A 26664-nucleotide genomic window follows, 5' to 3' on the forward strand; every position below is an offset into this window, starting at 1 on the left:
CATCGTAACTGCGTAAATTTTTTGTAAGGTGGTATCGGCTTCACTCATAATGTGCGAGCCGGCGCGTTTCGCCGGTCGGGTTTCCAGAAAAACCTGCCTCGATCCTGGAGGCGTTCCATGCACCGCGCCGGCCGTTTCATCATTACCAGCTTGCTCCTGTTCCCGCTGCTCGCCTTTGCGGGCGGTAATTCCCTGCTCATTCCCAGCACCAGCCGCTGTAACCTCAATGCAGCCCCGGAAGAGCTTCCGCAAGCCCTCTCCAAGTGCCAGCAGACTGCCCGCGCCGGTGATGCGCAGGCGCAATATGAGCTAGGCAGCTTTTACTACGATGGCAAACAGACCCCAAAGGATTTGAATCAGGCTCGTATCTGGTTCGAGCAGGCTTCGCTGAAGGGCCATGCTGATGCGCAGTACCGATTGGGCACCATGTTTTTCCGTGGCGAAGGTGTTCAGGCCAATACCGTGCAGGCCTATATCGTACTCAAGATGGCTGCCATCAACGGCTCGGAAGACGCCATGGACACCGCGGATCTGGTAGCTGAGCAGATGAGAAGGGATGAGCTGGAAATTGCAACCCAGGTGCTGGGTCAGATTTTCAGGGACTACCTGCAGGATTTGCAGACGGCAGGCACCGGAAATCCTTTTGCGCCACTTCCCTGACAAACCGGTAGACGCAGCCGCATGGTATGACGGCTGCGTTTTGCGGCATTATTTCTCCGGCATTGGTACCGGAAATGGCATGACGTTCGTTCCGCCCTTGGCTTCGCTGATCTTGGCTTGGCCAAGACGCTCCACTTCGTCGATCCGGATGACCGAGTGCAAGGGAACGAAGCTGCGGATAACGCCTTCGAACTGGGACTTCAGTTTTTCTTCACTGGGGTCTACGACGACTTGTGTACGCTCGCCAAAGACGAATTCCTCGACTTCGAGAAAGCCCCACAGATCACTTTGATAGATCTGCTTGGCATACATCTCGTAAACCTGTCCCTGGTTATGAAAAATCACCTTATAGATCGCTGGTTTGCTCATGATGATGGGTAACAGGAATGAAAACGGGGACGGATAATAGCAGTGAGGAGACGATCAGTGCTAGGAAGCAAGGACTCTCATCCTTATAATATGCGGTCCTCAATTTTTTCCCCGACGAAGCGCGCATGACCAAGAAGCTTTTCATCGAAACTCACGGCTGCCAGATGAACGAGTATGACTCGTCCCGCATGGTCGACCTCCTCGGTGAGCATCAGGCGCTGGAGCTGACCGCAAATCCGGCCGAAGCCGATGTGATCCTGCTCAATACCTGCTCCATTCGTGAAAAGGCTCAGGAAAAGGTCTTTTCACAACTGGGCCGCTGGCGCGAACTGAAGTTACAGAACCCCGAGCTGGTGATCGGCGTGGGCGGCTGCGTGGCCAGCCAGGAAGGCGCCGCGATTCGTGATCGTGCGCCCTACGTGGACGTAGTGTTCGGCCCTCAGACGCTGCATCGCCTGCCCGAAATGATCGACGCGGCCCGTGCTACTCGCGCGCCACAGATCGACATTTCCTTCCCGGAAATCGAGAAATTCGATCGCCTGCCCGAACCTCGTGTCGATGGTCCCAGCGCATTCGTCTCGATCATGGAAGGCTGCAGCAAGTACTGCACGTTCTGCGTCGTGCCCTATACCCGAGGTGAAGAGGTCAGTCGACCCTTTGATGACGTCCTGGCCGAAGTGATTCACCTGGCCGAGAACGGCGTTCGCGAAGTCACTCTGCTCGGACAGAACGTCAATGGCTATCGCGGCCTGACCCATGATGGCCGGATCGCCGACTTTGCCGAGCTGCTGCGCGTGGTGGCGGCCGTTGATGGTATCGACCGGATTCGCTACACCACCTCGCATCCGCTGGAGTTTTCCGACGCCCTGATCCAGGCACACGCCGAGATCCCGGAGCTGGCCAAATTCGTGCATCTGCCGGTGCAGTCGGGTTCTGACCGAATCCTGGCAGCCATGAAGCGCAACCACATGGCCATCGAGTACAAATCACGTATTCGCAAACTCAAGGCGGCGGTTCCTGATATCTGCATCAGCTCTGACTTCATTGTTGGCTTTCCGGGCGAAACCGAGAAAGACTTCGAGCAGACCATGAAGCTGATCGAGGATGTCGGCTTCGACTTCTCCTATTCCTTCGTCTACAGCGCACGCCCCGGCACACCGGCAGCGGATCTGGTGGACGATACCCCGGAAGAGGTCAAGAAACAGCGTCTGCAGATCCTGCAAGCCCGCATCAACCAGCAGGGCTTCGAGATCAGTCGTCGCATGGTTGGCACGGTCCAGACCATCCTGGTCAGCGACTTTTCCAAGAAGGACCCAGGCATGCTCCAGGGTCGTACGGAAAACAACCGCATCGTCAATTTCCGCTCCAGTAATGCCTTGCTGATTGGCCAGTTCGTCCAGGTTCATATCGATGACGCACTGCCCCACTCCTTGCGAGGCACCCTTCTGGCAGAAATTGCACAGCCGCATGCAACTTCCACTGCCATAGTCACTGTCTGACTATTGGTAGAGTGCGCACTTTGCGAAGTGCGCACAACCGATTACTCTTCAAGTAAACATCATCAGCTATAGGGCGATTATTCCTTCCTTGAATACACCTCAAGAACCTCGGCGCTTTACTCTCGAACCGTTTGATGCTCAACGCTTTGCCAAGCTTTGCGGCCAGCTCGACGAAAACCTTCGGCAGATCGAAAAACGGCTCGATATCGAAATCCGCAACCGCGGCAACCAGTTCGAACTGGTCGGCACGCCGGAGCGTATCCAGTCGGCTGAAAATCTGCTGCGACGTTTGTATCGCGAGACCAAGACCGAAGATGACCTGACGCCTGACATGGTTCATCTGTTTCTGCAGGAGTCCGGCCTTGAGGGGCTTTCCGAGCCTCAGAGCGATCTGAATGTCTCGCTGCGCACCCGCAAAGGCATGATTCGTCCTCGCGGCGCCAATCAGCAGCGGTATGTCAAGTCGATCCTCGATCATGACATCAACTTCGGCATTGGCCCGGCGGGCACCGGCAAGACCTACCTCGCCGTAGCCTGTGCCGTCGATGCTCTCGAACGAGAGCAGATCCGCCGTATCCTGCTGGTTCGCCCCGCGGTTGAAGCGGGCGAGAAGCTCGGTTTCCTACCGGGTGATCTGGCTCAGAAGATCGACCCGTACCTGCGTCCTTTGTATGACGCCCTGTACGAGATGCTTGGCTTTGAGACCGTAGCCAAACTGATCGAACGGCAGGTCATCGAAGTGGCTCCACTGGCTTATATGCGGGGTCGAACGCTCAACAACAGCTTCATCATTCTTGACGAGAGCCAGAACACTACCGTCGAGCAGATGAAAATGTTCCTAACACGTATCGGCTTTGGCTCTACAGCCGTCATCACCGGTGATATCACCCAGGTCGACCTACCCCGCGGCACGCGCTCGGGCCTGGCCCATGTCATCAACGTCCTGAAAGACGTGCCGGGCATTGGATTTACGCACTTTCTGGCAAAGGACGTGGTACGTCATCCTCTGGTACAGCGCATTGTCGAAGCTTATGATCGCTTCGAACAACAGCAGACTGACAAACGTCAGTCGCGGGAAAACACGAATGACGATTGAGCTTGATGTACAAATCGCCAGCGAAGCGCCCGATCTACCTGAGGAACCTGAGTTACGTCGCTGGTGTGAGGTCGCCCTCCGCCAGCGCACCGCTGATTCAGAACTGACCATCCGCCTGGTGGATGAGCCGGAAGGTCGCGAACTCAATCGCACCTACCGGCACAAGGACTATGCCACCAACGTACTTACTTTCCCGGCCGATGTACCCGACGAGCTGCTGGATATTCCGCTGCTGGGTGACGTCATCATCTGCGCACCAGTCATCGCGCGTGAGGCTGCCGAGCAGGGTAAGCTTCTCAAGGCCCATTGGGCTCATATGGTTATTCATGGCTGCCTGCACCTGCTTGGCTATGACCATATCGAAGACGAAGAAGCGGAAGAAATGGAAAGCTTGGAACGAGAATTGCTGGCAGAACTAGGTCATCCCGACCCATATGGCGACGAACAAAACTGACATGAACGAAGATCGATCGAGTAACGGGCACAGGTCCTGGCTGGAACGGATTGTCCAGGCTTTTGCCCACGAACCCAAGAGCCGCCAGGAACTTCTGGAGTTGCTCCGTGAGGCTCACGAAAACAAGGTGCTCGACAGTGAAGCCTTATCCATTGTCGAGGGCGCTATCTCTGTTGCCGACCTGCAAGTACGCGACATCATGGTGCCGCGCTCACAGATCATTAGCGTTAAGGCCCACCAGACGCCCCAGGAGTTTCTGCCGGCCGTTATCGAGGCCGCTCACTCCCGGTATCCAGTCATTGGCGAGACGCCTGACGATATCCTTGGCGTCCTGCTCGCCAAGGATCTGCTGCCCTTGATCATTCACGGGGACCAGGCCTTCGATCTTAAGACTATTCTGCGCCCGGCCACTTTTGTTCCAGAATCCAAGCGGCTTAATGTGCTTCTGCGTGAGTTTCGTACCACGCACAACCATATGGCCATTGTGGTGGATGAGTATGGTGGTGTGGCAGGTCTTGTCACCATTGAGGACGTGCTTGAGCAGATCGTGGGTGACATTGAAGACGAGCACGATGTCGAGGAAGAGAGCTTCATCAAACCGCTTCCCAGCGGGGACTTCATCGTCAAGGCGCTGACACCTGTCCAGGCCATCAATGATTTCTTCGACACAGAGTACCCCGATCAGGATGTAGATACAGTGGGCGGTCTTGTCATGAGCGCCTTCGGTCATCTTCCTCGCCGAAACGAGGAAGTGGTCATCGACGACTTCCGCTTTCGTGTACTCAACGCAGACGGTCGTCGCATCCATCTGCTGCGCATGACTCCGCTCACCGAGCGATAAACTGCAGCGGCCTGTCTGCTCGCCTGAGCAGGCAAGCCGCTGAATAGCCCCGTATATACCTCTCTTAGTAGCTAGCAGCACCTGGCATCCATTAAGCTTGCGCACCGCTGCATAGACCAAGGATTTCCGATGCGCTGGATGGTTACTCCCGGCTGGAAAGGCAATTTGCTGGCACTGGTTGCCGGCGCACTAACGCCCCTCGCACTGGCGCCGTTCAACTTCTGGCCGCTGGAAATAGTATCGATTGCTCTCTTCTATCTTTCATTGCGCGAATTGCGCGCCGGATGGGCCTTTCTGCGAGGCTGGTGCTATGGCCTGGGGGCCTTTCTGGCGGGTACGAGCTGGGTATATGTCAGCATCCACGACTACGGTGCGGCATCCATGCCGTTGGCAGCGGGCCTCACGTTTGGGTTCTGCGCCGGTATTGCCCTGTTTTTTGCGCTGCCAGCCTGGTTATGGGTGCTTTGTTTGCGCCGCAATCATGCACCCGCCAGTGACGCCCTGGCCTTTGCAGCGCTTTGGTTTGGCCTGGAACTGTTCCGCAGCTGGTTCCTGACCGGCTTTCCCTGGCTGTTTGCAGGCTACAGCCAGATGGATGGCCCGCTGGCCAGCCTTGCTCCAGTAGGAGGTGTCTGGCTTCTGTCATTCAGCGTGGCGTTGATCGCCGCTCTGCTCGTCAATATTCCCTGGCTGATTCGCAGACCCGTCAGCCTGGTTGCAGGTATCGTCCTGCTGATTGCACCCTGGTTCGGCGCCATTGCCTTCAAAGGACAAGTCTGGACTCAGCCAGCCGGCGAGCCGCTCAAGGTAGCCGCCATGCAAGGCAATATTGCCCAGGAACTCAAGTGGGATCCGGGCCATGTGCAGGATACGCTGGCCCTGTATCGCCAGATGACTATTCGGGAAGGCAAGACCGACCTGATTGTCTGGCCGGAAAATGCCATTCCAGTGCTCAAGGAATATGCTGACGGCTATTTACAAGACGTTACGGCTATCGCCAACCAGCGCGGCGCAACGCTTATCACGGGCATTCCGGTACGTGAGCGTGACGACAAGGGCCAGGATCGTTTTTATAACGCGCTAACGGTCAATGGCGACAATACAAACACGTATTACAAACAGAAGCTGGTGCCGTTTGGCGAGTATGTTCCCTTGCAGGAGCAGCTGCGCGGACTGATCACCTTCTTCAACCTACCGATGTCCGATTTCGTCCCGGGCCCAGAAGGGCAGCCGTTATTAACAGCCAAGGGATACCAGATCGCCCCGTTCATCTGCTATGAAGTGGTCTATCCGGAATTCGTGGCAGACATGGCCACCCGTAGCGATCTTCTGCTGACGGTAAGTAACGACACATGGTTCGGTAAATCATTCGGTCCTCAGCAGCATCTGCAAATGGCCCGGATGCGTGCATTGGAAAGTGGTCGCTGGATGATCCGGGGCACCAACAATGGTGTCACGGCCCTGATTGACCCCTTTGGCCGCATCACCACCCAGATCCCATCATTCCAGTTGGCTACGCTGCACGGGTCGGTCGTACCGATGAAGGGAGCTACACCCTACCTGACCTGGCGCCTCTGGCCGCTGGCCATTCTGTGTGGCCTGCTGACGCTTTGGGCGCTGGCTCGTAGAGGCCTTGAGCGCTCCCGTCCTATCGTCTAATGGAAGACAGTGGCAGGCCAGATATGACTGGCCTGCCCTTCTTCAGCGGTAGGCCAGCGGATAGGCTATGAGCCCTATCGCTTCGTTCATCAGAATCATGCTCTGGGCAATTGCCTTGGCCTCGGGCATCCATCCTCCCAGCGGCTTGCCGTTAGGAGTGCTCATGAATCCCATTGGCGCAGCGATCACCTCGAACCCCTGGCGCTCGAAGCACCACCGGGCACGCGCCATATGAAACGCCTGTGTAACCAGCACGATTCGCTTAACACCTGCTGGTTTGAGAATAGCCGCGCTGAGCGTCGCATTTTCCCACGTAGTACGGCTGTCTTTCTCCTGCCACCGCACCGATACGCCCAGGTCTTTTTCCATGACCTCGGTCATCAATTCCGCTTCGCTGGGAGGCGAAGACAAGGGTGAGCCTCCGGAAATAAGAATTGGCAGCTGAGAGACCTTGGCGATACGTGCCGCATAGCGAACACGCTCAATGCCCATCGCGCTGGAGACATCGCCTTCCCACGCCGGATCGTTACGCTCCCGGGAAGCGCCCAGAATAACAATGGCATCTGCCTGCTGCGCCAGAGACGACCAATCAGCCTGAGCCAGAGGCGGATCACGCTCGATCAGGCGCGCCTCCCATTCAACCGCAATCGGCAGACTGATCAGCCAGAAACCACCTGCGCCCATGATCAGGCAGGCAACCGAAATTCGGGGCCAACGCTTGCGAAGCACGATACCGGCCCATAACAGCAGCAAAAACAGGCCTGGCGGCATCAACAGCTGCTTGCAAACGTAGCGAATCAACATCGAGACATCCATGACGTCAGGCACATCCCTGGTCTAGCTGGAAAAACGAGACGTGATAATAACGCGTAGGAAGCGGATTACCGAGGTGCAGGCATCCGAAGCGGAGTCAGATGGCGCAAGTATCCGTGCTGCAGACCTTGTGAGTCATGCACAGGGGGCACCGCTCGATTTGTTGTCCAGCGTTAACTTGCAGCCCGCAACGCAGGCAGCGCACTGCCACTAACGACTTTCCCAGACGGGAAGGCCCCGGATAAATCAGCTCCTGACAGGCATGAACCCATTGATCATTTCTGACCAGCCACGCCCTGATGATGTCCAGATCCTCCTGATGAAGGCCGGAAATTTCTATCTCCTGCTGCGCCTTGCGGTGCAAACGCTCCGCCGTGGCAGCCTCGTCCAGAGCACGCTCCAGACGCCGTTGCAAACGCTCCAGCGGAAGTCTCGCCAGGCGCTGCGCTGTGTCATGACTCATAGATAGCCTCCGGAAAGTCCTATCCTGCTGTTACCCAAGCGTAGTGCGCGATTGGCGAAACCGCGAGCCTATAAAATGACGAATTTCACTTTTATGAAATAAAACGCTTTCTGGCTAAAGGTTCCTTGCGTGGAGACGGTTCATGTATGCTTACCGGCTTATCTAATTGCTTTTCGTAGCCGCAGATCACGCCATGCACGAACATTACCAACCCCGTGAGATAGAAGCCGCCGCCCAATCCTGGTGGGAACAGAACAATGCCTTCTCTGTGACGGAGCAGCCGGGAAAGGAGAAGTACTACTGCTTGTCCATGTTCCCCTACCCAAGCGGCAAGCTGCACATGGGGCACGTCCGCAACTACACCATCGGTGATGTGATTGCCCGCTATCACCGCATGCAGGGCAAGAATGTCCTGCAACCCATGGGTTGGGATGCCTTCGGTATGCCGGCGGAAAACGCCGCGATGAAAAATAACGTCGCCCCTGCCAAGTGGACGTACGAAAACATCGAATACATGAAGAACCAGCTCAAGAGCCTGGGCCTTGCCATCGACTGGTCGCGCGAAGTCACAACGTGCAAGCCCGACTACTATCGCTGGGAGCAGTGGCTGTTCACCCGCCTGTTCGAGAAAGGCATCATCTACCGCAAGAACGGCACCGTGAACTGGGATCCGGTCGATCAGACCGTACTGGCCAACGAGCAGGTCATCGACGGCCGCGGCTGGCGCTCCGGCGCGCTGATCGAAAAGCGTGAGATCCCGATGTACTACTTCCGCATCACCGACTATGCGGAAGAGCTGCTGGCGTCTCTGGATGATCTGCCCGGCTGGCCCGAGCAGGTCAAGACCATGCAGCGCAACTGGATCGGCAAGTCCCGTGGCATGGAAGTTCAGTTCCCCTATGACCAGACCTCCATTGGTCATGCCGGCGCACTCAAGGTCTTCACAACGCGCGCCGACACCCTGATGGGTGCCACTTATGTCGCTGTCGCGGCCGAGCATCCGCTGGCTACCCAGGCAGCGCAGAACAATCCCGAGCTGCAGGCTTTCATTGACGAATGCAAGCGTGGCGGCGTGGCAGAAGCCGACATCGCCACCCAGGAAAAGAAAGGCATGCCGACGCCCTTGTTCGTCGAGCATCCGTTAACGGGTGAAAAATTGCCGGTATGGGTCGCCAACTACGTCCTGATGCATTACGGCGAAGGTGCGGTCATGGCCGTTCCGGCACACGATGAGCGCGATTTTGAATTCGCGACCAAATATAATCTGCCCGTCAAGCCGGTCGTACGTACCAGCGCTGGTGACGAGACCCCTGCTCCCTGGCAGGCTGCCTATGGCGAGCACGGCACGCTGATCAACTCCGGCGAATATGACGGCCTTGATTTCAATGCGGCGTTTGAAGCCATTGCTACGACCCTGCAGACCAAAGGTCTGGGCGAGCCGCGCACTCAATTCCGCCTGCGTGACTGGGGCATCAGCCGTCAGCGTTACTGGGGCTGCCCGATCCCGATCATCCACTGCGATAGCTGTGGTGATGTTCCCGTTCCGGAAGATCAACTGCCGGTCGTTCTGCCAGAAGATGTGATTCCAGATGGTGCAGGCTCTCCTCTGGCCAAAATGCCGGAGTTCTACGAGTGCTCCTGCCCCAAATGCGGCAGCGCTGCCAAGCGCGAAACCGACACCATGGACACGTTTGTCGAGTCGTCCTGGTACTTCGCCCGCTACGCATCGCCCAAGTTTGAAGGTGGTATGGTCGATAAGGATGCTGCCAACTACTGGCTGTCCGTCGACCAGTATATTGGCGGTATCGAGCACGCCATTCTTCACCTGCTCTATGCACGCTTCTTCCATAAATTGATGCGTGACGAGGGGCTTCTCTCCTCCGATGAGCCGTTCAAGAACCTGCTGACCCAAGGCATGGTAGTCGCTGAAACCTATTACCGCATGGATGAAAAAGGCGGTAAGGACTGGTTCAACCCGGCTGACGTGGAGGTCGAGCGTGACGCCAAGGCCAAGGTCATTGGTGCCAAGCTGAAGACGGACGGTCTGCCGGTAGAAATCGGCGGCACTGAAAAGATGTCCAAATCCAAGAACAACGGAGTGGACCCCCAGGCCATGATCGATCAGTACGGCGCCGACACATGCCGACTGTTCATGATGTTTGCCTCCCCTCCGGACATGAGCCTCGAGTGGTCCGACTCCGGCGTCGAGGGCGGTAGCCGCTTCCTGCGTCGCGTCTGGCGTCTCGCCCAGGCGCATATCAGCCAGGGCCTTACCTCTGCTCTGGATGTGGCAACGCTGACAAACGAGCAGAAGGAAGTCCGTCGCGCCATTCACCTTGCGATCAAGCAGGCCAGCCAGGATATTGGACAGAACCACAAGTTCAACACGGCCATTGCAGCTGTGATGACATTGATGAATGTGCTGGAAAAAGCGCCGCAGACCACCGAGCAGGACCGCGCGTTGATGCAGGAAGGTCTGGAAACCGTCGCGTTGCTACTGGCACCGATTACGCCCCATATCTGCCATGCATTGTGGAATGAGTTGGGGCATGCCGATGCCGTTATCGATGCCCGCTGGCCAAGCGTGGATGAAAGCGCCCTGGTACAGGACACCCTGCAGATCGTGATTCAGGTAAACGGTAAGTTGCGTGGCCACATTGAGGTCGCAGCCCAAGCCAGCCGTGAAGACATTGAGGCTGCTGCCCGTACGAACGAAAATGTTCTGCGCTTTACTGAGGGACTGACAATCCGCAAAGTGATTGTTGTTCCTGGCAAGCTGGTCAATATCGTCGCCAATTGAGGCTGAACGGAGTGAAAAAGATCATGATGAAACGGAGCTTTCCCTGCCTTGCGGCGATTGGAATGACCGTGTTGTTAAGTGCTTGTGGTTTTCAGCTGCGAGGTACAGGCGACACCGAACTGTCGCTGCGTGAGCTGAGTCTTTCCGCCCGTGACAGCTACGGCGAAACGGTCAAGCAGGTAAGAACCATGCTTGAGAGCAATCATGTAAACGTTAACCCAGGCGCGACCTATACGTTATACCTGGCAGACGAGCAGCAGACGCAACGCACCGCGAGCTATACCGCGGGCGCACGTAGTGCTGAAATCGAGCTGACAACCAAGCTGCCCTATGAAATTCGTGGCCGCAACGATGCCGTGCTGCTGCATGATGATCTGGAAACGCAGCGTTACTACGTGACGGATGAAAACAACATCATCGGCTCTGAGCAACAGGCTCAGCAGCTGCGTCGGGAAATGCGTGCAGAACTGGTCCGCCAGCTGGCTTCGCGCCTGCAGACCATTACACCCCAGCGGCTCGACAAGTTGCAAAGCGAGGCTGATGCACGAGCGCGTGCCGAGGCCGAGGCCGCACGCGCAGCGCAGCAGAACATGCCGCCACAACAATCTCCGATCGAAATACCCACCCGCTAACGACTACGGGGCCTTACGGCCCCGTATTTTTATCCTATGAAACTGAACCCTGCTCAACTCGCCAAGCACCTGCAAGGAAAGCTGGCGCCAATTTATATAGTCAGCGGCGACGAACCCCTGCTTAGCCAGGAGGCAACCGATGCCATTCGAGCCTCGGCGAAAAGCCAGGGGTTTGATGAGCGTCAGGTGTTCAACGTAGAAAATAACTTTGACTGGAGCCTGCTTTACGAAGCAGGGGCAAGCCTGTCTCTGTTTGCCCAGAAGCGTCTGATCGAATTACGCATTCCAAACGGCAAGCCTGGTGATAAAGGTGCCGAAGCGCTACTACGCTACCTATCGCGCCCTGCTGAAGATACATTGCTGCTCATCAGCCTGCCCAAGCTGGATGGCAGTGCCCAAAAGACCAAATGGGCCAAAGCCTTGATTGAACATGCTGACGTTCAGTTCATTCAGATCTGGCCCATCGATGTCCATCAACTGCCCCAATGGATCCGCCAACGCCTTTCCCAGGCAGGTCTGGCTGCCTCGCAGGAAGCGATCGAACTGATTGCCGTCCGGGTGGAAGGTAACCTGCTTGCAGCCGCCCAGGAAATCGAAAAACTCAAGCTCTTGGCCGAAAACAACCAAATTGATGTCGCCACTGTACAGGCAAGCGTTGGTGATAGTGCCCGCTTCGACGTTTTTGGTCTTATCGATGCGGTTCTGGCAGGGGAAGCCAATCACGCGTTACGTATTCTGGAGGGTCTTCGCGGCGAGGGTGTCGAGCCGCCAGTGATTCTATGGGCGCTGGCCCGAGAGCTGCGGCAACTGGCCAACCTTGCGCAACAGCAGGAACAGGGTATACCACTTGACCGCGCGTTTGCGCAGGCAAAGCCCCCGGTCTGGGAGAAAAGACGTCCACTCATAAGCCGCGCCCTGCAACGACACTCTACGGCCAAACTGAGTCGCCTATTGCTGGATGCCCAGCTTGTGGATGCGCAGATCAAGGGCCAGGCCCCGGGTGATACTTGGACAACCCTGCGCCAGTTGACCTTACTGTTGGCGGGTCAACGCTTCTCCTTGCCTTTTGCCGCTCTGGATACATTCTCACGATAATCGTAAGATGCCGGTCTTCGCGCAACCGCGCATTCAGACCGAGTACTCTCATGACCAAAAAACAGCGAAGGCCCAACAAGGCCAAATCCACCATTGCCCAGCCCCTGTTTCGCTGTCGACAGGAAAAGCCCAAGAAAGGCAAAGGCAGTTATCGCCGTGAAGCCTTCCCAACTGATGATGGGAAGGCTTTTTTATTGGTAGCCGCATAATTCCATCCGTACTCCCTTCTCCAAACGAAGACGCCTCGATTCAGGCATGTTATGGTGACGAGTCTGTTGACGCACCCGGTGGAGATTCATGCAACACGGGAAAAAACGCAGGCTGAAACACGGCAGCCTTATCGCAGGCACTCTGGCGACATTGATCACAGGGGTCATTGCTGCCTGTGCACAAACACAGACGCAGAGCGAAACGGCCACGCCAGCCGCCACGAACGCACCTACCTCTGCCTCACAAAGCCGCTCCGCCAATACGACGCCTGAGCCTGCTCCTCAGGAAAGCTTCGAGCAATGGCGAGACCGCTTCCGGCAGGACGCTCAAGCGGCCGGTATTACTACCGCAACCTTTAATCAGGCTTTCGCAGGCTTGACTCCTGACGATGCCGTGATTACAGCGGACCGCAGCCAACCCGAATTTACGCGTCCTGTATGGGAATACCTGTCGTCTGCAGTTTCCCAGCAGCGCATTGCAAACGGCCAGAAGCTACTAACCCAATATTCGAGCCTTCTGGCGCAACTCGAGGCACGTTACGGCATCGAGCCAGAACGCCTTGTGGCCTTCTGGGGTATCGAAAGCAACTATGGCAACAACATGGGCACCAAGAGCGTTATTCGTTCTTTGGCAACCCTGGCTTATGAGGGACGGCGCCCCGCCTTCGCGCAGGCGCAACTGCTGGCCGCACTGACCATCATTCAAAATGGCGATATTACGCCTGAGCGCATGATTGGCTCCTGGGCTGGTGCCATGGGTCAAACACAGTTCATCCCAACGACCTACAATGAACATGCCGTCGACTTTGATGGTGATGGTCGTCGGGATATCTGGGGCTCCAATGCTGATGCATTGGCCTCAACGGCCAACTATCTGAAAGCCTCCGGTTGGCAGGACGGAAAGCCATGGGGTTTTGAAGTTCGCCTGCCGCAGGGCTTCGATTATGCTCAAGCAGACATGGACATCCGCAAGCCCTTGTCAGATTGGCAGGCCATGGGTGTTCAAGGCGCAACGACGCCCCTCTCCCCTGCGTACTCCATGGAGCAGGCTTCTCTACTGCTTCCAGCGGGACATCGAGGGCCAGCCTTTTTGGTCTTCAACAATTTCCGGACCATTCTTCGATATAACAACTCATCATCCTATGCGCTAGCCGTGGGACTTCTATCGGATAGCTATAAGGGCGCCGGGAAAGTCAGCGCAGCTTGGCCGCTTGAGGACGTTCCACTCAGCCGCAGCGAGCGAGTCGAACTTCAGCAGCGCCTGGCAGACCGAGGTTTTACGCCTGGTGCTGCTGATGGCATCATAGGTGCCAATACCCGCAAAGCCATACGAGCGTTCCAGCAGACGCTGGGCTGGCCAGCAGACGGCTACCCTACCCCATCCCTGCTGGCTCGTTTACGTTCCTGACAGGCAATAAAAAAGGCGCTTTAAGCGCCTTTTTTATTGCCGTTCGATCAGGAGATCTTGCTGCCATGCGCCTGCTGGTCGGCATGATAGGAGGAGCGAACCAGCGGGCCGGATGCCACATTCTTGAAGCCCATCTTTTCGCCTTCCTCGGCAAACCAGGCGAAGGTATCCGGATGAACAAAGCGCTGTACCGGCAAGTGATTACGAGAAGGCTGTAAATACTGGCCCAGGGTCAGCATGTCGATGTCATGCTCGCGCATGCGCTTCATGACTTCCATGACCTCATCGTCTGTCTCGCCAAGCCCCAGCATCAGGCCTGACTTGGTGGGGACGTGTGGTACACGTTGCTTGAACTTCTGCAGCAGATCCAGCGACCACTCGAAATCGGAGCCCGGACGAGATGACTTGTACAGGCGCGGCACCGTTTCCAGGTTGTGGTTGAAGACATCCGGCGGCTCGGTAGCGGTGATATCCAGCGCGATATCCATACGGCCACGGTAGTCAGGTACCAATGTTTCCAGCTGGATGCCAGGAGACAGCTGGCGGATCTCTCGCAGACAGTCAGCAAAATGCTGAGCGCCACCGTCTCGCAGGTCATCACGGTCTACTGATGTAATAACGACATACTTCAGACGAAGGTCGGCAATCGCGACAGCCAGATTTCGTGGCTCATCGACATCCAGAGGCTTCGGACGGCCATGCCCCACGTCACAGAAGGGGCAACGACGTGTACAGATGTCGCCCATGATCATGAACGTGGCTGTACCGCCAGAGAAGCATTCACCCAGGTTGGGGCAAGAGGCCTCTTCACAGACGCTATGCAGCTTATGCTTGCGAAGCAGCTGCTTGATGCGCTCCACTTCTGGCGTCACTGGAATTCGTACGCGAATCCAGTCAGGTTTACGTGGCAGCTCTTCGGTCGGAATGATTTTGACCGGGATGCGGGCAACCTTTTCTGCACCACGCAGTTTGACGCCCATTTCAACTTTCTTGCGCGCAGGCGCTTCAGCGATGGGCGTCTCGACGTTCACACTGTCTTGCACTGTTGTCATGTCAGCTCTTTTCCAGGGTGATCTGGTCAGCATAGCCAAGCTGTGACACGAGCTGCTCACGCAGCCGCTGGGTCACCTCGGCAAATTCGATCGGCCCGGCATGATCGCGTAGCTGGGTCATGGCCAGGCCGGCATAACCGCAGGGATTGATTCGACGGAACGGCGCCAAGTCCATGTCGACATTCAAGGCCAGACCATGGAAGGAGCGTCCGTTACGGATACGCAAGCCAAGGGATGCGATCTTTGCACCCTTGACATAAACACCAGGGGCATCAGGCTTTGCATACGACTCGACCCCGTAGCTGGCCAGCACGCCAACCAGGCTTTGCTCGATTCGGGATACAAGCTCACGAACCCCCAACCCCAATCGCCTGACATCCAGAAGCAGATAGGCAATCAGTTGTCCCGGCCCATGGTACGTTACTTGGCCGCCTCTATCGACCTGTATGACAGGAATTTCACCGGCATTAAGCAGATGCTCGGCCTTGCCTGCCTGCCCCTGGGTGAATACGCCGGGGTGCTGCAGCAACCAGACCTCGTCCAGCGCTGAAGGATTGCGCTCGTCAGTAAAGCGCCGCATGGCCTGCCAGGTCGGCTCATAGGAGACCAGGCCCAGCTCTCGGAAGCCGAGCGTCTTATCCATTACAGCACCATATGGACGCGGCCGGTGGTGCGCAGGTCCGAATGGATCGATTGCAACTGCTCGACACCGGTAGCACGGATCAGGACCTGTACTGACAGAAAGCGGCCGTTACGGCTATCACGCGTTACCAGCGTCGTAACGTCCAGATCCGGTGCGTGGCGCTGAATGATTTCAACTACCAGATCAGTAAAACCGTCTCCGGCATCACCGATCACCTTGATCGGATAGTTATCGCAAGGAAATTCAATTTTTGGAGCTTGAGTGTCGGTATCAGTCATGGCATTCGCGGGTCTGGGGCCCGAAGGTAGAGACGCCCGCTAAAGCGGGCGTCTTGAGATCAGTTGAACAATCCGTAGAAGAATAGACGAATGCTATCCCACAACTTACGGAAGAAACCACCCTCTTCGACCGGCTGCAAGGCTACTAGGTCAGCTGTGTGCATGACCTTGTCATCCAGCTTCACTTCCACCTTACCAATAGGCTGACCCTTGGCAATCGGTGCAGTGATCTGCGGGTTCATAACAATTTCGGCTTTCAGCTTTTTTAGCTGACCGCGGGGCAGCGTCATAGTCAGGTCGTCTGCCAGACCAGCAGAAACCTCATGCTCGGTGCCTTTCCAGACCGGCGCACGCGCAAGCTCTACACCCTTCTTGTAGAAAGACTGGGTTTCGAAGAAGCGGAAACCATAGGTTAGAAGCTTCTGGGTTTCGGCTGCACGGGCCTGCTCACTGTTCGTACCGAATACCACCGCGATCAAGCGCATACCGTCACGGACAGCAGAGGCGGCCAGGCAATAGCCTGCTTCATCAGTGTGGCCGGTCTTCAGACCGTCAACGGTCTTGTCACGCCACAGCAGGAGATTGCGGTTAGGCTGCTTGATGTTATTCCAGAAGAATTCCTTCTGGGAGTAAATGGCATAGTGAGTCGGCTCTTCATAGATGATTGCACGAGACAGCTTGGCAATGTCATGGGCAGAAGAGTAATGGTCCGGGTTAGGCAGACCTGTAGCATTCATATAGTGGGTATTGCTCATGCCCAGGCGCTGTGCCGTGGTATTCATCATGTCAGCAAACGCATCTTCACTTCCGGCGATATGCTCGGCCATGGCCACGCTCGCGTCGTTGCCTGATTGAATGATGATGCCGTGGAGCAAGTCGCTAACCGAAACCTGGTTGCCCACCTGAATGAACATCCGGGAACCACCGGTACGCCAGGCATGCTCGCTCACGTTGACCATATCGCCTTCCTTGATACGGCCACGCTGAATTTCTAAGGTCGCTATATAGGCGGTCATCAATTTAGTCAGACTGGCCGGAGGCAGGCGCTGATCGGAATTATATTCCGTGATGATCTGGCCACTGCTCGCATCCATGAGAACCCAGGACTTGGCGGCAAGCTGCGGGGGCGAAGGAATCATCGGCTCGGCCGCCCAGGCGGCTGGCGCAGCGATGAGCAGAACGAGCAAAAAGACGCGTTGAGCTAAAGTGGTGATGTTCATCCGACTCTCTAATGGTTAAGCAGACTAATTAAACAAGCCCAGAGGGCACATACACAGAGCGTCCTTGCTCCTAATCCGGACGTACCAGCGAGGCTTGCCCCAGATTGGCAAGACGCACGGTATTTTGCAGCTGACTGGCCTCACCCTGCGTGCCGATCGGCCCGAGTCTCACGCGGTGCAGAGTCTGCTGGTTGCGCACGACCGAGCTGATAAAGACCGGGGCAGCCGTCAGCTCGCTGAGTTTGTCCTTCAGGAGCTCCGCAGCGTCCGGGTTGGCGAAGGCGCCCACCTGGAGATACAGCCCACCGGCTTGTGCAGAAGCGTTTTTTTTTGAGTCGATCTCAAGCGGCACAACCGGCGCGGCATGCTGTTGCGGAGGCGGATTATAGGTTTCAACCGTAGCCACTGTCTGTGGTTTTACAGGTGTCGGAGCGGTAGGCGCACGTTGCGGCTGCGCCAGCACCATTGGCATCGGGCGGCCTTGCTGAGCCCACCATTGTGCCGGATCGATACCCTCGACACGCACATGGGCCGTTCCTGTCTCGGCGTAACCAAGCTTTTTGGCAGCCGCAAAAGACAGGTCAATCACGCGATCTGAATAGAACGGACCACGATCATTGACCCGAACGATGACGCTTTTGCCATTATCCAGGTTGGTTACACGAACGTAGCTGGGTAGCGGCAGGGTCTTGTGAGCGGCAGTCATGCCATAGAGGTCATAGGTCTCGCCGTTCGCCGTAGCCTGACCATGAAACTTGGTGCCATACCAGGAGGCAGTCCCGGTGACACGATAGCTCGTAGCATCGTTCAGCGGGAAATAGGTCTTGCCCAGCACCGTGTAGGGGTTGTTCTTGATGGGCCCGTAGTTGGGCATCGGAACGGCATCAGGAATACGTGAAACATCCACATCCCACCAAGGAGCACCGTCCTTATGCGGGCGTGAGTAACTACCAGCACTTGCATTGGACCCATAGGTGGTCGGACTTTTTGGGGGTGGGCTTGAGCAACTTGCTACTAGCCCTGCCAGGGCAAGGCAGGTCGCGGCGGTCAAACCCCGATTAAAATAATTCATTGCGACGCCCCATGCGTATGACGCTCAGCAATAGCCTCCGCCAGCTGATTTACAGCCATGGCATACATGACGCTACGGTTGTAGCGTGTGATTGCATAGAAATTGGGCAGTCCCATCCAGTATTCAGGACCTGCATCACCGTCCAGCCGGAATGAGGTGACACGCAGGTCATCCCTTAACGGCTCGGCTGGATTCCAGCCCAGCGCACGCAACTCTGCCACGCTTTTTACCGGCTCGATACCCTGAACGACACCCTGTTCCACTTTATCGCCACGCACCTGAGCGCGCACCGCCACGCTGCCACCTGCAGTCCAGCCGTGGCGCTTGAAATAGCTGGCGACGCTGCCAATGGCGTCGGCCTTGTCGTTCCAGATATCGATATGGCCACTGTTATCGAAATCTACAGCGTAGGCACGGAAACTGCCTGGCATGAACTGCGGAAGGCCCATGGCACCGGCATAGGAGCCGGTCAAGCTGAGCGGATCGAACTGTTGCTCACGACTCAAAAGCAGGAATTCACGCAGCTGATCTCTGAAGAATGGCGCTCGCTGAGGGTAATCAAAGGCCAGCGTCGACAGCGCATCCAGCACCCGGTAGTTGCCCTTGTTTCGACCATAGAAGGTTTCGACGCCAATGATGGCAACGATGAATTGAGGCGGAACGCCATATTCCCGCTCAGCCTTCGCCAGCGACTCGGCATTTTCGTTCCAGAACGTGACGCCCTGATCGATTCGCTTGTCGGTTACGAAGATAGGGCGGTACTCGCTCCAGGGCTTTACTCGCTCCGCAGGACGAGAAATGGCATCGAGAATGCTCTGCTTGCGCTCGACTTCACCGAACAGCTCCTTTAACTGCTGTCCGGCAAAGCCATAGTTGCGCGTCATCTCGTTGATGAAGCTGGCAACCTGAGGCGAATCATCATAGTCGCCGGCCGTTGCGGCGCCCGTAATCCCTATCGCTCCCAGCAGACCGAAGCACTGAAGGCAGCGGCCCATCCATCCAAACGGTGTCAGCATTGCGTCCTTCACTTAAATCACGATTGGGCGATCCACTTCCGATGTGTGTGGATCGCCATCAAAACTCCAAAACCGCACAGCAACGTCACAACGGACGTACCGCCATAGCTGATAAACGGTAACGGCACTCCAACCACGGGCAGCAAACCGCTGACCATGCCAATATTAACGAAGACATAAACGAAAAATGTCATCGTCACGCTACCAGCCAATAGCTTGCCAAACAATGTTTGCGCCTGGATGGTAATCGTCAGCCCTCGCCCTATCAGCAGCAAATACAAGCACAGCAGCAGACATACGCCGACCATGCCGAACTCTTCTCCGAGGACGGCAATGATAAAGTCCGTATGGCTTTCGGGCAAAAAATCCAGATGAGATTGCGTTCCCAGAAGCCAACCTTTGCCAAATACGCCACCTGATCCAATGGCCGCTTTCGACTGAATGATGTTCCATCCAGACCCTAGGGGGTCCATTTCAGGATCCAAAAACGTTAGTACTCGCCGCTTCTGATAATCGTGCATGACGAAAAACCACATGGCTACCGCAACCGGTGCCGCCGCCGCCACTGCACCGATAAGCCAGCGCCACTGCATACCTCCGACGAACAGGACGAAGCCACCCGAAGCGAGAATGAGCATGGCGGTCCCAAGGTCCGGTTGATCAAGGATCAACACAAAGGGGATGCCGATTGTGATCAGGCTGACAACAATATGCTTGAAGCTGGGAGGAAGGCTGCGCTTGGACAGATACCAGGCCACCATCATGGGCATGAGCAGCTTCATGAATTCGGATGGCTGAAAACGTATGACTCCCGGAATATTGATCCAGCGGGTAGCCCCCATGGCGTTATGGCCCATGACATCCACGACCACCAGCAGTGCCACCCCAATGAGATAACCCAGCGGCACCCAGCGAGCCATAAAGCGGGGCTCGAATTGTGCAATCACGATCATGGCCACCAGACCCAGCCCGAACGATGTGCCCTGTTTGATCACCAAGTCCCAGCTTTTACCGCTTGCTGAGTAGAGTACAAACAGGCCGACAGCCCCGAGCATGAGCAATATCAACAGCAATGGGCCATCAATGTGCATCCGCTGCAGCAGGGTGGAGCGGCGGCGCATGACGTCGCCTTCGGGTATCGTCCGGTCGAAGTTAGTGTTCATGGCTTGGTTGACTCCGCAACAACCGGTCTGGCGTATTCAGCCTTGAGCTTACCGTTTTCATCCAGCAGCCAGGCATCAGCCACTTCCTTAAGCACTGGAGCAGCAATCCCGCTGCCCGATTCTCCGTTTTCAACCATGACGGAGATGGCTATCTGAGGGTTGTCAGCTGGCGCAAACCCTACGAACAGCGCATGGTCACGGTGGCGTTCCTTGAGCGCGGCGGAGTTGTAACGCTCGTTCTGGCGAATCGCGACCACCTGTGCAGTACCGCTCTTGCCTGCAATTCTGTAAGCGGCAGTAGCGCCCATCTTGTGCGCCGTACCACGTGCGGCATGAACTACCGCCTCCATGCCCTGAGTGACGCGCTCCCAATTCGCAGGATCCTTGAGCAGGATATCCGGCATCGGGTTTGGATCAACGGGCTTTTGATTCTCAATGGTCTTGGCCAAATGCGGGCGAATCCACTTACCATGGGTGGCAATGAGGCTGGTGACCTGAGCCAATTGCAAAGGCGTTGTCTGCATATAACCCTGGCCAATTCCCAGGATCAGCGTCTCCCCGGGGAACCACACCTGACGGCGCGTGACACGTTTCCACTCTCGAGAGGGCATCAGGCCCGAGGCCTCCTCGAACATATCCAGCGAGACCCGCTGCCCAACGCCAAAACGGCTCAGGTAATCATGCAGCCGATCAATGCCGATCTTGTGGGCAAGATCATAGAAATAGGTGTCATTGGAACGCATGATGGCGGTTTCCAGATCCACCCATCCATCACCACTGTGGTTCCAGTTGCGATATTTGTGATCGTAATTGGGCAGCTGGTAATAGCCCGGGTCAAATACTCGGGTACTGGGTGTCACCACACCGGCATCCAACCCAGACAGTGCTACAGCAGGCTTGATGGTGGAGCCTGGCGGGTATAAACCGCGCAAGACACGGTTATACAGTGGACGGTCAATGGAGTCGCGAAGCTCTGCATAGTCCTTGAAACTGATGCCGGCCACGAACAGATTGGGGTCATAGCTGGGCTGACTGACCATGGCCAGCACTTCCCCAGTACGTGGCTGGATAGCGACAATGGCTCCACGTCGTCCTCCCAGAGCCTTCTCCGCAGCGGCCTGCAAGTTGGCATCCAACGTCAGAACGATATCCTTTCCAGGCTTTGGATCGGTACGATTCAGAACACGCAGCACCCGCCCCCGCGCATTGGTTTCGACTTCTTCATACCCTACCTGTCCATGAAGCTCGCTTTCATAGAACCGTTCGATGCCGGTCTTGCCGATATGGTGGGTACCGCTGTAGTTGACCGGATCCAGCTTTTTCAGCTCTTGCTCGTTGATACGGCCGACGTATCCAACCGAATGCGCAAAGTGCTCACCCAGAGGATAATGCCGTACCAATTGGGCAGCGACATCGACGCCCGGTAATCTGAACTGGTTGACTGCAATACGGGCAATCTGGTCTTCAGTCAGCTCAAACAGGATGGGAACCGGCTCGAAAGGCCGCCGCCCCTGCTTCATTCGCTTTTCGAAAAGCTCCTTGTCCTCGGGTTGCAGCCCCAGCACCTCAACAACCGTGTCGAGGGTCTTCTTCCAGTCACCTGCCCGCTCACGTGTCACGGTCAGGCTAAAGCTGGGCCTGTTATCCGCCAGAATGACCCCGTTTCGGTCATAGATCAGCCCCCGCGTCGGCGGAATCGGCTGTACGTGTACGCGGTTGTTTTCAGAAAGCGTAGAGTGATAGTCGTACTGCATAACCTGCAGGTAGTACATACGCGCTACCAGCAGGCACGACAAAAACGCAATCACGGCCATGCCGATGAACACGCGCGAACGGACCTGGCGAGCGTCTTTTTCGTGGTCCTTGAGACGAATCGGTTGCGGCATCGACGAGTGGAAACGAGATTACTTGTGGTAAGGGTGCCCAGCCAAAAGCGTCCAGGCTCGATAAATCTGCTCGCCGACCAGAATACGTACAAGCGGGTGAGGCAAGGTCAAGGGTGACAATGACCAACGCTGCTCACTGCGCGCCATGACCTCCGGCGCGAGCCCTTCCGGGCCACCGACCATGAGATTGACGTTACGGGCATCAAGTCGCCAGCGGGAAAGTGTTTCGGCCAGTTGCTCCGTGCTCCACGGTCGACCGCCCACCTCCAGCGTTACTATACGCTCTCCAGGCTGAACCTTTGCCAACATGGCTTCACCTTCCTGACGGATAAGTCTGGCCACATCAGCATTCTTGCCTCGGGTATTAAGTGGAATTTCCACCAGTTCCAGAGGCAGTTCAGGCGGGAGACGTTTGACGTACTCTTGCCAGCCTTCTTCGACCCAACGCGGCATGCGCGAGCCGACAGCAATCAATCGCACACGCACGGTATCACTTACTCGCCATGGGCTGCGCGACTTTGCTCTGCACCGCGCCAGAGGCGCTCCAGATCATAAAATTCACGGGTAGCCGGCAACATGACGTGCACCACAACGTCACCCAAATCCAGCAGTGCCCATTCACCTGCTTCCAACCCTTCACTACCTAAGGGCTGGACGCCGTTCTTCTTGACCTTTTCCACAACGTTATCCGCCAGTGATTTCACATGACGGCTCGAGGTGCCGCTGGCAATAACCATGACATCTGTGACGCTGGTCTTGTCGCGCACATCCAGCACGGTAATGTCTTGGGCTTTCATGTCTTCCAGCGCGTCAACCGCGAGCTGAACGAGTTGTTCACTTTGCATAACTACGTATAAACCTCATATTCAAGTCGTAGCACGGTACAGGCCGTACGTTTCGATATAGTTCATTACCGCGTCTGGCACGAGGAAACGTACCGACTTTCCTGCAGCAAGCAGGCCCCGTATTTGAGTGGCAGATACCGCCAGGGGCGTCTGCCAGATGTAGGTGATCTGCCCCGCTGGACCAGAAAGCGCCTGCGGGTCGGACTGCGTACGCGCAGCGATCAGATCACAGAGTGCCTGGGGTGGCTCGCTGTCCGCATCGGGACGCTGCAGGACCAGAATGTGGCAATGATCCAGGAGTTCAGTCCATCGATGCCATCCTGGCAATCCACAGAAGGCGTCCCAGCCCAACATCAGTAAAAGCTGCACATGTGGCCCCATATCCCGGCGCAGCGCTTCAAGCGTTTCGATCGTATAGGAGGGGCGCTCACGTCGAAACTCAATATCATCCACACGCAAATACTCGACACCTTCAACGGCCAACCTGACCATTTCCAACCGCTGCTGAGCCGAAACCTGCGGAGCGTTACGATGAGGTGGACGCGCCCCGGGAATCAGCCGCAACTCATCAAGCCCGAGCTGTTCGGCCACTTCCAGCGCACTGCGCAAATGGCCGATGTGAATCGGATCGAAAGTGCCGCCGAACAATCCGATACGTGTGACCATCAAGAACGAACTTGCCCGTCACCAAGGACGATATACTTTTCGCTGGTAAGACCTTCCAGCCCTACCGGTCCGCGGGCATGCAGCTTGTCGGTCGAAATTCCGATTTCTGCGCCGAGTCCATATTCAAACCCGTCGGCAAAGCATGTGGGCGCATTGACCATCACGGAACTTGAATCCACTTCCGCCAGGAACTGCCGCGAACGACCCAAGTGCTCCGTTACAATGGCATCGGTGTGATGCGAGCCATAATGGTTAATATGTGTAATAGCCTCTTCGATGTCGGCCACTACCTTGATTGACAGCACAGGAGCCAGATATTCAGTACTCCAGTCCGCATCATGGGCAGGAACGGCATCGATGATATCACGCGTGCGCTCACATCCCCTGAGTTCCACCCCCTTTTCCCGCAACGAGGCAGCCATGTTCGGCAAAAAGGCATTGGCAACTGCGGCTTGCACCAGAAGAGTTTCCATCGCCCCGCAGATACCATAGCGATAGCACTTGGCATTGAGTGCAATGCGATGCGCCTTTTCCAGATCGGCATGCTCGTCCACATAAACATGGCAAATGCCATCCAGGTGCTTGATCACAGGAACCCGAGCATCCTGACTGATTCGCTCGATCAGCCCTTTACCGCCCCGGGGAACGATCACATCTACATATTCGGGCATGGTGATCAGGGCACCAACCGCAGCACGATCCGTTGTTTCGACAACCTGAACCGCTGCTGCCGGCAGTCCTGCCGAAGCAAGCCCTTCCTGGATGCACAGCGCAATGGCCCGATTGGAGTGAATGGCTTCGGAGCCACCTCGCAGAATTGTGGCGTTACCGGACTTCAGACACAGGCTGGCCGCATCGATGGTCACATTGGGACGTGACTCGTAAATGATGCCAATGACACCCAACGGGACACGCATCTTACCGATCTGGATACCTGAAGGGCGATAGCTCATATCACGGATAGCACCCACAGGATCCGGCAAGGCGGCGACCTGACGTAATCCAGCGATCATGCCATCGATACGCGCTGGGGTCAGCGCCAGACGATCCAGCAGTGCTGAGTCGAGTCCTGCTACGCGACCTGCAGCCAGATCTCTCTCATTGGCCTCAACCAGTAACGGTCGCGCACGATCCAGCGCATCTGCAACAGATAGAAGCGCATTGTTCTTCTGTGCAGTCGAAGCTCTGGCCAAAAGGCGCGAAGCTTCACGGGCCGCACGGCCCAAGCGGGTCATATAGTCGTGCACGGACTCGGTCATGGCAAAAATGAGTTTGGCTGAAAATTAAACAATTATACCGGGGTAAACCCAAGACGGACAGTCATGACATGCAGCCGTCATAGATTGAAAAGCTTTAACGCTTCAGCCCTGGACCCGAAACGGAAGCGCCTGGGTATTATCGAGACGGCGAACCGGTTCCTATTCCACATAACGCCTACTGAACCGCTCATCGCCAGATTAGTCGAAAACGCGTTATAGCAAAGGACCTACCCTCTCTCTCATGACAGCCTTTCTTGCCGACCTGAATGCCTGGTTAAGTGCGCATCCCCATTGGTTGGGAGCTGCCGTATTCATCACGGCCTTTCTCGAGTGCCTCGCACTGGCAGGCCTACTGGTGCCTGGCACCTTTGCCCTGTTTGGCATCAGCGTACTGGCAGGCAGCGGTGTGCTGGGTCTTAGCGAGACTCTTATCCTGGGCTACCTGGGTGGTCTGCTGGGGGATGCCGCCTCGTATTATCTGGGCAGACGATTCCATCAGAATATCCGGAGCCTTCCAGGGCTGCGCACCCATCCAGAATGGATTTCGTCAGCGGAGACCTTTTTCCAGCGCAACGGCATTACCAGCTTGTTGATAGGCCGCTTCATTGGGCCGCTGAGGCCCATGCTGCCCATGATTGCCGGAATGCTGGACATGCCTGTCATCCGCTTTACGGTCGTCAGCCTCATCGCCGCGGCAGGCTGGTCGGTTGTATACCTGCTCCCGGGCTGGATGACCGGTGCGGCCTTTCGCCTTCCTCTGCCGCCTGACTTCTGGCCCCAAGCCGGAATCATAGCCGGCAGTGCAGCCGTTTTGCTTGTATTCATCATGCATGCCACCTTGCGCGAGCGCAGCGGCTCGACCCTCATGATTGCTGTGCTGACCTTTGTGCTTCTGCTTGCCTTGTTACTGGGCTGGCAGCATTTGCGTTCGCTGGATGAAGGCATCATGACCCTCGTTCAGGAGCACCGGCAGCCCTACCTGAACAGTGTTGCGGTCATCATTACCCGCCTGGGCGACTTCCGAACCCAATTGGTCGTGGCAATCATTCTGATCGTGCTGCTGGGAGCGATGCGCCAGTGGCGCGGTATGTTCTTTTCCCTGGGCTCATTGCTGGGAACGGCGGTAGCCAACGGCACACTGAAAAACCTGCTGGCGCGAGCGCGTCCAGACATCCTGGCCGAACCACTGACAACCTATAGTTTGCCTAGCGGACATAGCTCGGCATCGTTTGCCTTCTTCCTGACCCTGGGTATTCTTGTCTCGCGCGGCCAATCCCCGCGAGTGAGACTGACATGGCTAGCCGTAGCCGCCCTGCCCGCTCTCACGATTGCCACAACGCGTGTCTACCTGGGCGTGCATTGGCCCACCGATGTCCTGGCAGGAGCACTGTTGGCGGGCAGTTTCTGCGCCCTGAGTCTGGCTGTCATGCAACGGCAGGCAAGGCTTCAGCCGCTGACGCTTCGCTTCTGGTGGATATTCATTCCAATCATACTCGCGGTCTTCACCTTTGCAGCCGCCTGGGCCTTGCCGGTTGCCATAGAACGCTATATGCCTGCTACGTAATA

Annotated in this window: 27 protein-coding genes; 12 read left to right on the forward strand and 15 right to left on the reverse strand. The window is 56.5% G+C overall.

The genetic code is table 11. The annotated features are described in order from the left end of the window. Positions 1 to 117: 117 nt before the first annotated feature. Entirely contained in the window at positions 118 to 660 is a 543-nt protein-coding gene (locus EAW52_RS17835) for a tetratricopeptide repeat protein (RefSeq protein ID WP_010797116.1), read from the forward strand. 48 nt (positions 661 to 708) lie between these two features. On the opposite strand, the gene EAW52_RS17840 is transcribed toward EAW52_RS17835, so the two are convergent. Then, on the reverse strand, positions 709 to 1029 hold the full coding sequence (locus EAW52_RS17840) for a DUF1820 family protein (protein ID WP_010797115.1): 321 nt from the start codon (positions 1027 to 1029) through the stop codon (positions 709 to 711). Between the two features lie 125 nt (positions 1030 to 1154). Between EAW52_RS17840 and miaB the strand changes: the two genes are divergently transcribed. The 5 genes from miaB to lnt all read left to right on the forward strand — a co-directional run bounded on the left by miaB (position 1155) and on the right by lnt (position 6578). Continuing rightward, positions 1155 to 2528, forward strand: coding sequence for a tRNA (N6-isopentenyl adenosine(37)-C2)-methylthiotransferase MiaB (miaB, locus tag EAW52_RS17845; RefSeq protein WP_122043417.1), 1374 nt, complete (start codon positions 1155 to 1157; stop codon positions 2526 to 2528). 88 nt (positions 2529 to 2616) lie between these two features. Beyond that, on the forward strand, positions 2617 to 3624 hold the full coding sequence (locus tag EAW52_RS17850) for a PhoH family protein (RefSeq protein WP_019364057.1): 1008 nt from the start codon (positions 2617 to 2619) through the stop codon (positions 3622 to 3624). Continuing rightward, complete coding sequence (gene ybeY, locus EAW52_RS17855) at positions 3614 to 4078, forward strand: rRNA maturation RNase YbeY (RefSeq protein WP_019364056.1); 465 nt, start codon at positions 3614 to 3616, stop codon at positions 4076 to 4078. Before EAW52_RS17850 ends, ybeY begins: the two co-directional genes overlap by 11 nt. Position 4079: 1 nt before the next feature. Next, the gene (locus EAW52_RS17860) at positions 4080 to 4919 is read left to right on the forward strand and encodes an HlyC/CorC family transporter (protein ID WP_019364055.1); all 840 of its coding nucleotides are present in this window, start codon (positions 4080 to 4082) and stop codon (positions 4917 to 4919) included. A gap of 129 nt (positions 4920 to 5048) precedes the next feature. After that, on the forward strand, positions 5049 to 6578 hold the full coding sequence (gene lnt, locus EAW52_RS17865; protein WP_122043418.1) for an apolipoprotein N-acyltransferase: 1530 nt from the start codon (positions 5049 to 5051) through the stop codon (positions 6576 to 6578). Positions 6579 to 6620: 42 nt separating this feature from the next. Here the strand turns inward: lnt and EAW52_RS17870 are convergent, their stop codons facing one another. Both EAW52_RS17870 and EAW52_RS17875 read right to left on the reverse strand, forming a co-directional pair. Continuing rightward, the gene (locus EAW52_RS17870; protein WP_122043419.1) at positions 6621 to 7382 is read right to left on the reverse strand and encodes a YdcF family protein; all 762 of its coding nucleotides are present in this window, start codon (positions 7380 to 7382) and stop codon (positions 6621 to 6623) included. Positions 7383 to 7488: 106 nt separating this feature from the next. Next, positions 7489 to 7854 (reverse strand): hypothetical protein, encoded by a 366-nt coding sequence (locus tag EAW52_RS17875; RefSeq protein ID WP_122043420.1) that lies wholly within the window; start codon positions 7852 to 7854, stop codon positions 7489 to 7491. A 193-nt stretch (positions 7855 to 8047) separates the two neighbouring features. Here EAW52_RS17875 and leuS point away from each other — a divergent pair, with 193 nt between their 5' ends. The 5 genes from leuS to EAW52_RS17900 all read left to right on the forward strand — a co-directional run bounded on the left by leuS (position 8048) and on the right by EAW52_RS17900 (position 13998). Then, a complete protein-coding gene (gene leuS, locus EAW52_RS17880) occupies positions 8048 to 10654 on the forward strand; it encodes a leucine--tRNA ligase (RefSeq protein WP_122044854.1) in 2607 nt (868 codons plus the stop codon). A gap of 23 nt (positions 10655 to 10677) precedes the next feature. Next, entirely contained in the window at positions 10678 to 11286 is a 609-nt protein-coding gene (gene lptE / locus EAW52_RS17885; protein ID WP_019364050.1) for an LPS assembly lipoprotein LptE, read from the forward strand. 36 nt (positions 11287 to 11322) lie between these two features. Continuing rightward, complete coding sequence (holA, locus tag EAW52_RS17890) at positions 11323 to 12381, forward strand: DNA polymerase III subunit delta (RefSeq protein WP_122043421.1); 1059 nt, start codon at positions 11323 to 11325, stop codon at positions 12379 to 12381. Positions 12382 to 12431: 50 nt separating this feature from the next. After that, on the forward strand, positions 12432 to 12590 hold the full coding sequence (arfA, locus tag EAW52_RS17895; protein ID WP_074823016.1) for an alternative ribosome rescue factor ArfA: 159 nt from the start codon (positions 12432 to 12434) through the stop codon (positions 12588 to 12590). Between the two features lie 88 nt (positions 12591 to 12678). After that, positions 12679 to 13998, forward strand: coding sequence for a lytic murein transglycosylase (locus EAW52_RS17900; RefSeq protein WP_122043422.1), 1320 nt, complete (start codon positions 12679 to 12681; stop codon positions 13996 to 13998). A 47-nt stretch (positions 13999 to 14045) separates the two neighbouring features. Here the strand turns inward: EAW52_RS17900 and lipA are convergent, their stop codons facing one another. The 12 genes from lipA to EAW52_RS17960 form a co-directional block, all read right to left on the reverse strand. Then, complete coding sequence (gene lipA / locus EAW52_RS17905; protein WP_122044855.1) at positions 14046 to 14978, reverse strand: lipoyl synthase; 933 nt, start codon at positions 14976 to 14978, stop codon at positions 14046 to 14048. Between the two features lie 73 nt (positions 14979 to 15051). Then, positions 15052 to 15693: a lipoyl(octanoyl) transferase LipB gene (gene lipB / locus EAW52_RS17910; RefSeq protein ID WP_122043423.1), complete on the reverse strand. Its 642-nt coding sequence runs from the start codon at positions 15691 to 15693 to the stop codon at positions 15052 to 15054. Then, positions 15693 to 15971 carry a DUF493 domain-containing protein gene (locus tag EAW52_RS17915; protein ID WP_010797100.1) on the reverse strand — a complete coding sequence of 93 codons (279 nt, stop codon included), beginning with the start codon at positions 15969 to 15971 and terminating at the stop codon, positions 15693 to 15695. The genes lipB and EAW52_RS17915 overlap by 1 nt, the downstream gene beginning before the upstream one ends. A 59-nt stretch (positions 15972 to 16030) precedes the next feature. Then, complete coding sequence (locus tag EAW52_RS17920) at positions 16031 to 17191, reverse strand: D-alanyl-D-alanine carboxypeptidase family protein (protein WP_019364046.1); 1161 nt, start codon at positions 17189 to 17191, stop codon at positions 16031 to 16033. Between the two features lie 70 nt (positions 17192 to 17261). Continuing rightward, positions 17262 to 18263, reverse strand: coding sequence for a septal ring lytic transglycosylase RlpA family protein (locus tag EAW52_RS17925; RefSeq protein WP_122043424.1), 1002 nt, complete (start codon positions 18261 to 18263; stop codon positions 17262 to 17264). Further along, the gene (gene mltB, locus EAW52_RS17930) at positions 18260 to 19279 is read right to left on the reverse strand and encodes a lytic murein transglycosylase B (RefSeq protein WP_019364044.1); all 1020 of its coding nucleotides are present in this window, start codon (positions 19277 to 19279) and stop codon (positions 18260 to 18262) included. Before mltB ends, EAW52_RS17925 begins: the two co-directional genes overlap by 4 nt. Positions 19280 to 19296: 17 nt before the next feature. After that, positions 19297 to 20400: a rod shape-determining protein RodA gene (gene rodA, locus EAW52_RS17935; RefSeq protein ID WP_019364043.1), complete on the reverse strand. Its 1104-nt coding sequence runs from the start codon at positions 20398 to 20400 to the stop codon at positions 19297 to 19299. 38 nt (positions 20401 to 20438) lie between these two features. Further along, positions 20439 to 22328 (reverse strand): penicillin-binding protein 2, encoded by a 1890-nt coding sequence (gene mrdA, locus EAW52_RS17940; protein WP_122043425.1) that lies wholly within the window; start codon positions 22326 to 22328, stop codon positions 20439 to 20441. Positions 22329 to 22346: 18 nt separating this feature from the next. Beyond that, positions 22347 to 22814, reverse strand: coding sequence for a 23S rRNA (pseudouridine(1915)-N(3))-methyltransferase RlmH (rlmH, locus tag EAW52_RS17945; protein ID WP_010797094.1), 468 nt, complete (start codon positions 22812 to 22814; stop codon positions 22347 to 22349). Positions 22815 to 22822: 8 nt separating this feature from the next. Further along, complete coding sequence (gene rsfS, locus EAW52_RS17950; protein ID WP_010797093.1) at positions 22823 to 23173, reverse strand: ribosome silencing factor; 351 nt, start codon at positions 23171 to 23173, stop codon at positions 22823 to 22825. Between the two features lie 21 nt (positions 23174 to 23194). Further along, positions 23195 to 23839: a nicotinate-nucleotide adenylyltransferase gene (gene nadD, locus EAW52_RS17955; RefSeq protein WP_122043426.1), complete on the reverse strand. Its 645-nt coding sequence runs from the start codon at positions 23837 to 23839 to the stop codon at positions 23195 to 23197. Beyond that, positions 23839 to 25098, reverse strand: coding sequence for a glutamate-5-semialdehyde dehydrogenase (locus tag EAW52_RS17960; RefSeq protein WP_122043427.1), 1260 nt, complete (start codon positions 25096 to 25098; stop codon positions 23839 to 23841). Before EAW52_RS17960 ends, nadD begins: the two co-directional genes overlap by 1 nt. A gap of 241 nt (positions 25099 to 25339) precedes the next feature. Here EAW52_RS17960 and EAW52_RS17965 point away from each other — a divergent pair, with 241 nt between their 5' ends. Next, positions 25340 to 26662, forward strand: coding sequence for a bifunctional DedA family/phosphatase PAP2 family protein (locus EAW52_RS17965; protein ID WP_122043428.1), 1323 nt, complete (start codon positions 25340 to 25342; stop codon positions 26660 to 26662). Positions 26663 to 26664 lie beyond the last annotated feature (2 nt).

The organism is Pseudomonas sp. LTJR-52 (genome assembly GCF_003691465.1).
Taxonomy (GTDB): domain Bacteria; phylum Pseudomonadota; class Gammaproteobacteria; order Pseudomonadales; family Pseudomonadaceae; genus Chryseomonas; species Chryseomonas luteola.

Excerpts from the sequence above, each read along its gene's own strand:
- EAW52_RS17835 (WP_010797116.1), top strand. The coding sequence starts at position 118 with ATGCACCGCGCCGGCCGTTTCATCATTACCAGCTTGCTCCTGTTCCCG.
- EAW52_RS17840 (WP_010797115.1), bottom strand. The coding sequence starts at position 1,029 with ATGAGCAAACCAGCGATCTATAAGGTGATTTTTCATAACCAGGGACAG.
- miaB (WP_122043417.1), top strand. The coding sequence starts at position 1,155 with ATGACCAAGAAGCTTTTCATCGAAACTCACGGCTGCCAGATGAACGAG.
- ybeY (WP_019364056.1), top strand. The coding sequence starts at position 3,614 with ATGACGATTGAGCTTGATGTACAAATCGCCAGCGAAGCGCCCGATCTA.
- EAW52_RS17860 (WP_019364055.1), top strand. The coding sequence starts at position 4,080 with ATGAACGAAGATCGATCGAGTAACGGGCACAGGTCCTGGCTGGAACGG.
- lnt (WP_122043418.1), top strand. The coding sequence starts at position 5,049 with ATGCGCTGGATGGTTACTCCCGGCTGGAAAGGCAATTTGCTGGCACTG.
- EAW52_RS17870 (WP_122043419.1), bottom strand. The coding sequence starts at position 7,382 with ATGTTGATTCGCTACGTTTGCAAGCAGCTGTTGATGCCGCCAGGCCTG.
- EAW52_RS17875 (WP_122043420.1), bottom strand. The coding sequence starts at position 7,854 with ATGAGTCATGACACAGCGCAGCGCCTGGCGAGACTTCCGCTGGAGCGT.
- leuS (WP_122044854.1), top strand. The coding sequence starts at position 8,048 with ATGCACGAACATTACCAACCCCGTGAGATAGAAGCCGCCGCCCAATCC.
- lptE (WP_019364050.1), top strand. The coding sequence starts at position 10,678 with ATGATGAAACGGAGCTTTCCCTGCCTTGCGGCGATTGGAATGACCGTG.
- holA (WP_122043421.1), top strand. The coding sequence starts at position 11,323 with ATGAAACTGAACCCTGCTCAACTCGCCAAGCACCTGCAAGGAAAGCTG.
- arfA (WP_074823016.1), top strand. The coding sequence starts at position 12,432 with ATGACCAAAAAACAGCGAAGGCCCAACAAGGCCAAATCCACCATTGCC.
- EAW52_RS17900 (WP_122043422.1), top strand. The coding sequence starts at position 12,679 with ATGCAACACGGGAAAAAACGCAGGCTGAAACACGGCAGCCTTATCGCA.
- lipA (WP_122044855.1), bottom strand. The coding sequence starts at position 14,978 with ATGGGCGTCAAACTGCGTGGTGCAGAAAAGGTTGCCCGCATCCCGGTC.
- lipB (WP_122043423.1), bottom strand. The coding sequence starts at position 15,693 with ATGGATAAGACGCTCGGCTTCCGAGAGCTGGGCCTGGTCTCCTATGAG.
- EAW52_RS17915 (WP_010797100.1), bottom strand. The coding sequence starts at position 15,971 with ATGACTGATACCGACACTCAAGCTCCAAAAATTGAATTTCCTTGCGAT.
- EAW52_RS17920 (WP_019364046.1), bottom strand. The coding sequence starts at position 17,191 with ATGAACATCACCACTTTAGCTCAACGCGTCTTTTTGCTCGTTCTGCTC.
- EAW52_RS17925 (WP_122043424.1), bottom strand. The coding sequence starts at position 18,263 with ATGAATTATTTTAATCGGGGTTTGACCGCCGCGACCTGCCTTGCCCTG.
- mltB (WP_019364044.1), bottom strand. The coding sequence starts at position 19,279 with ATGCTGACACCGTTTGGATGGATGGGCCGCTGCCTTCAGTGCTTCGGT.
- rodA (WP_019364043.1), bottom strand. The coding sequence starts at position 20,400 with ATGCGCCGCCGCTCCACCCTGCTGCAGCGGATGCACATTGATGGCCCA.
- mrdA (WP_122043425.1), bottom strand. The coding sequence starts at position 22,328 with ATGCCGCAACCGATTCGTCTCAAGGACCACGAAAAAGACGCTCGCCAG.
- rsfS (WP_010797093.1), bottom strand. The coding sequence starts at position 23,173 with ATGCAAAGTGAACAACTCGTTCAGCTCGCGGTTGACGCGCTGGAAGAC.
- nadD (WP_122043426.1), bottom strand. The coding sequence starts at position 23,839 with ATGGTCACACGTATCGGATTGTTCGGCGGCACTTTCGATCCGATTCAC.
- EAW52_RS17960 (WP_122043427.1), bottom strand. The coding sequence starts at position 25,098 with ATGACCGAGTCCGTGCACGACTATATGACCCGCTTGGGCCGTGCGGCC.
- EAW52_RS17965 (WP_122043428.1), top strand. The coding sequence starts at position 25,340 with ATGACAGCCTTTCTTGCCGACCTGAATGCCTGGTTAAGTGCGCATCCC.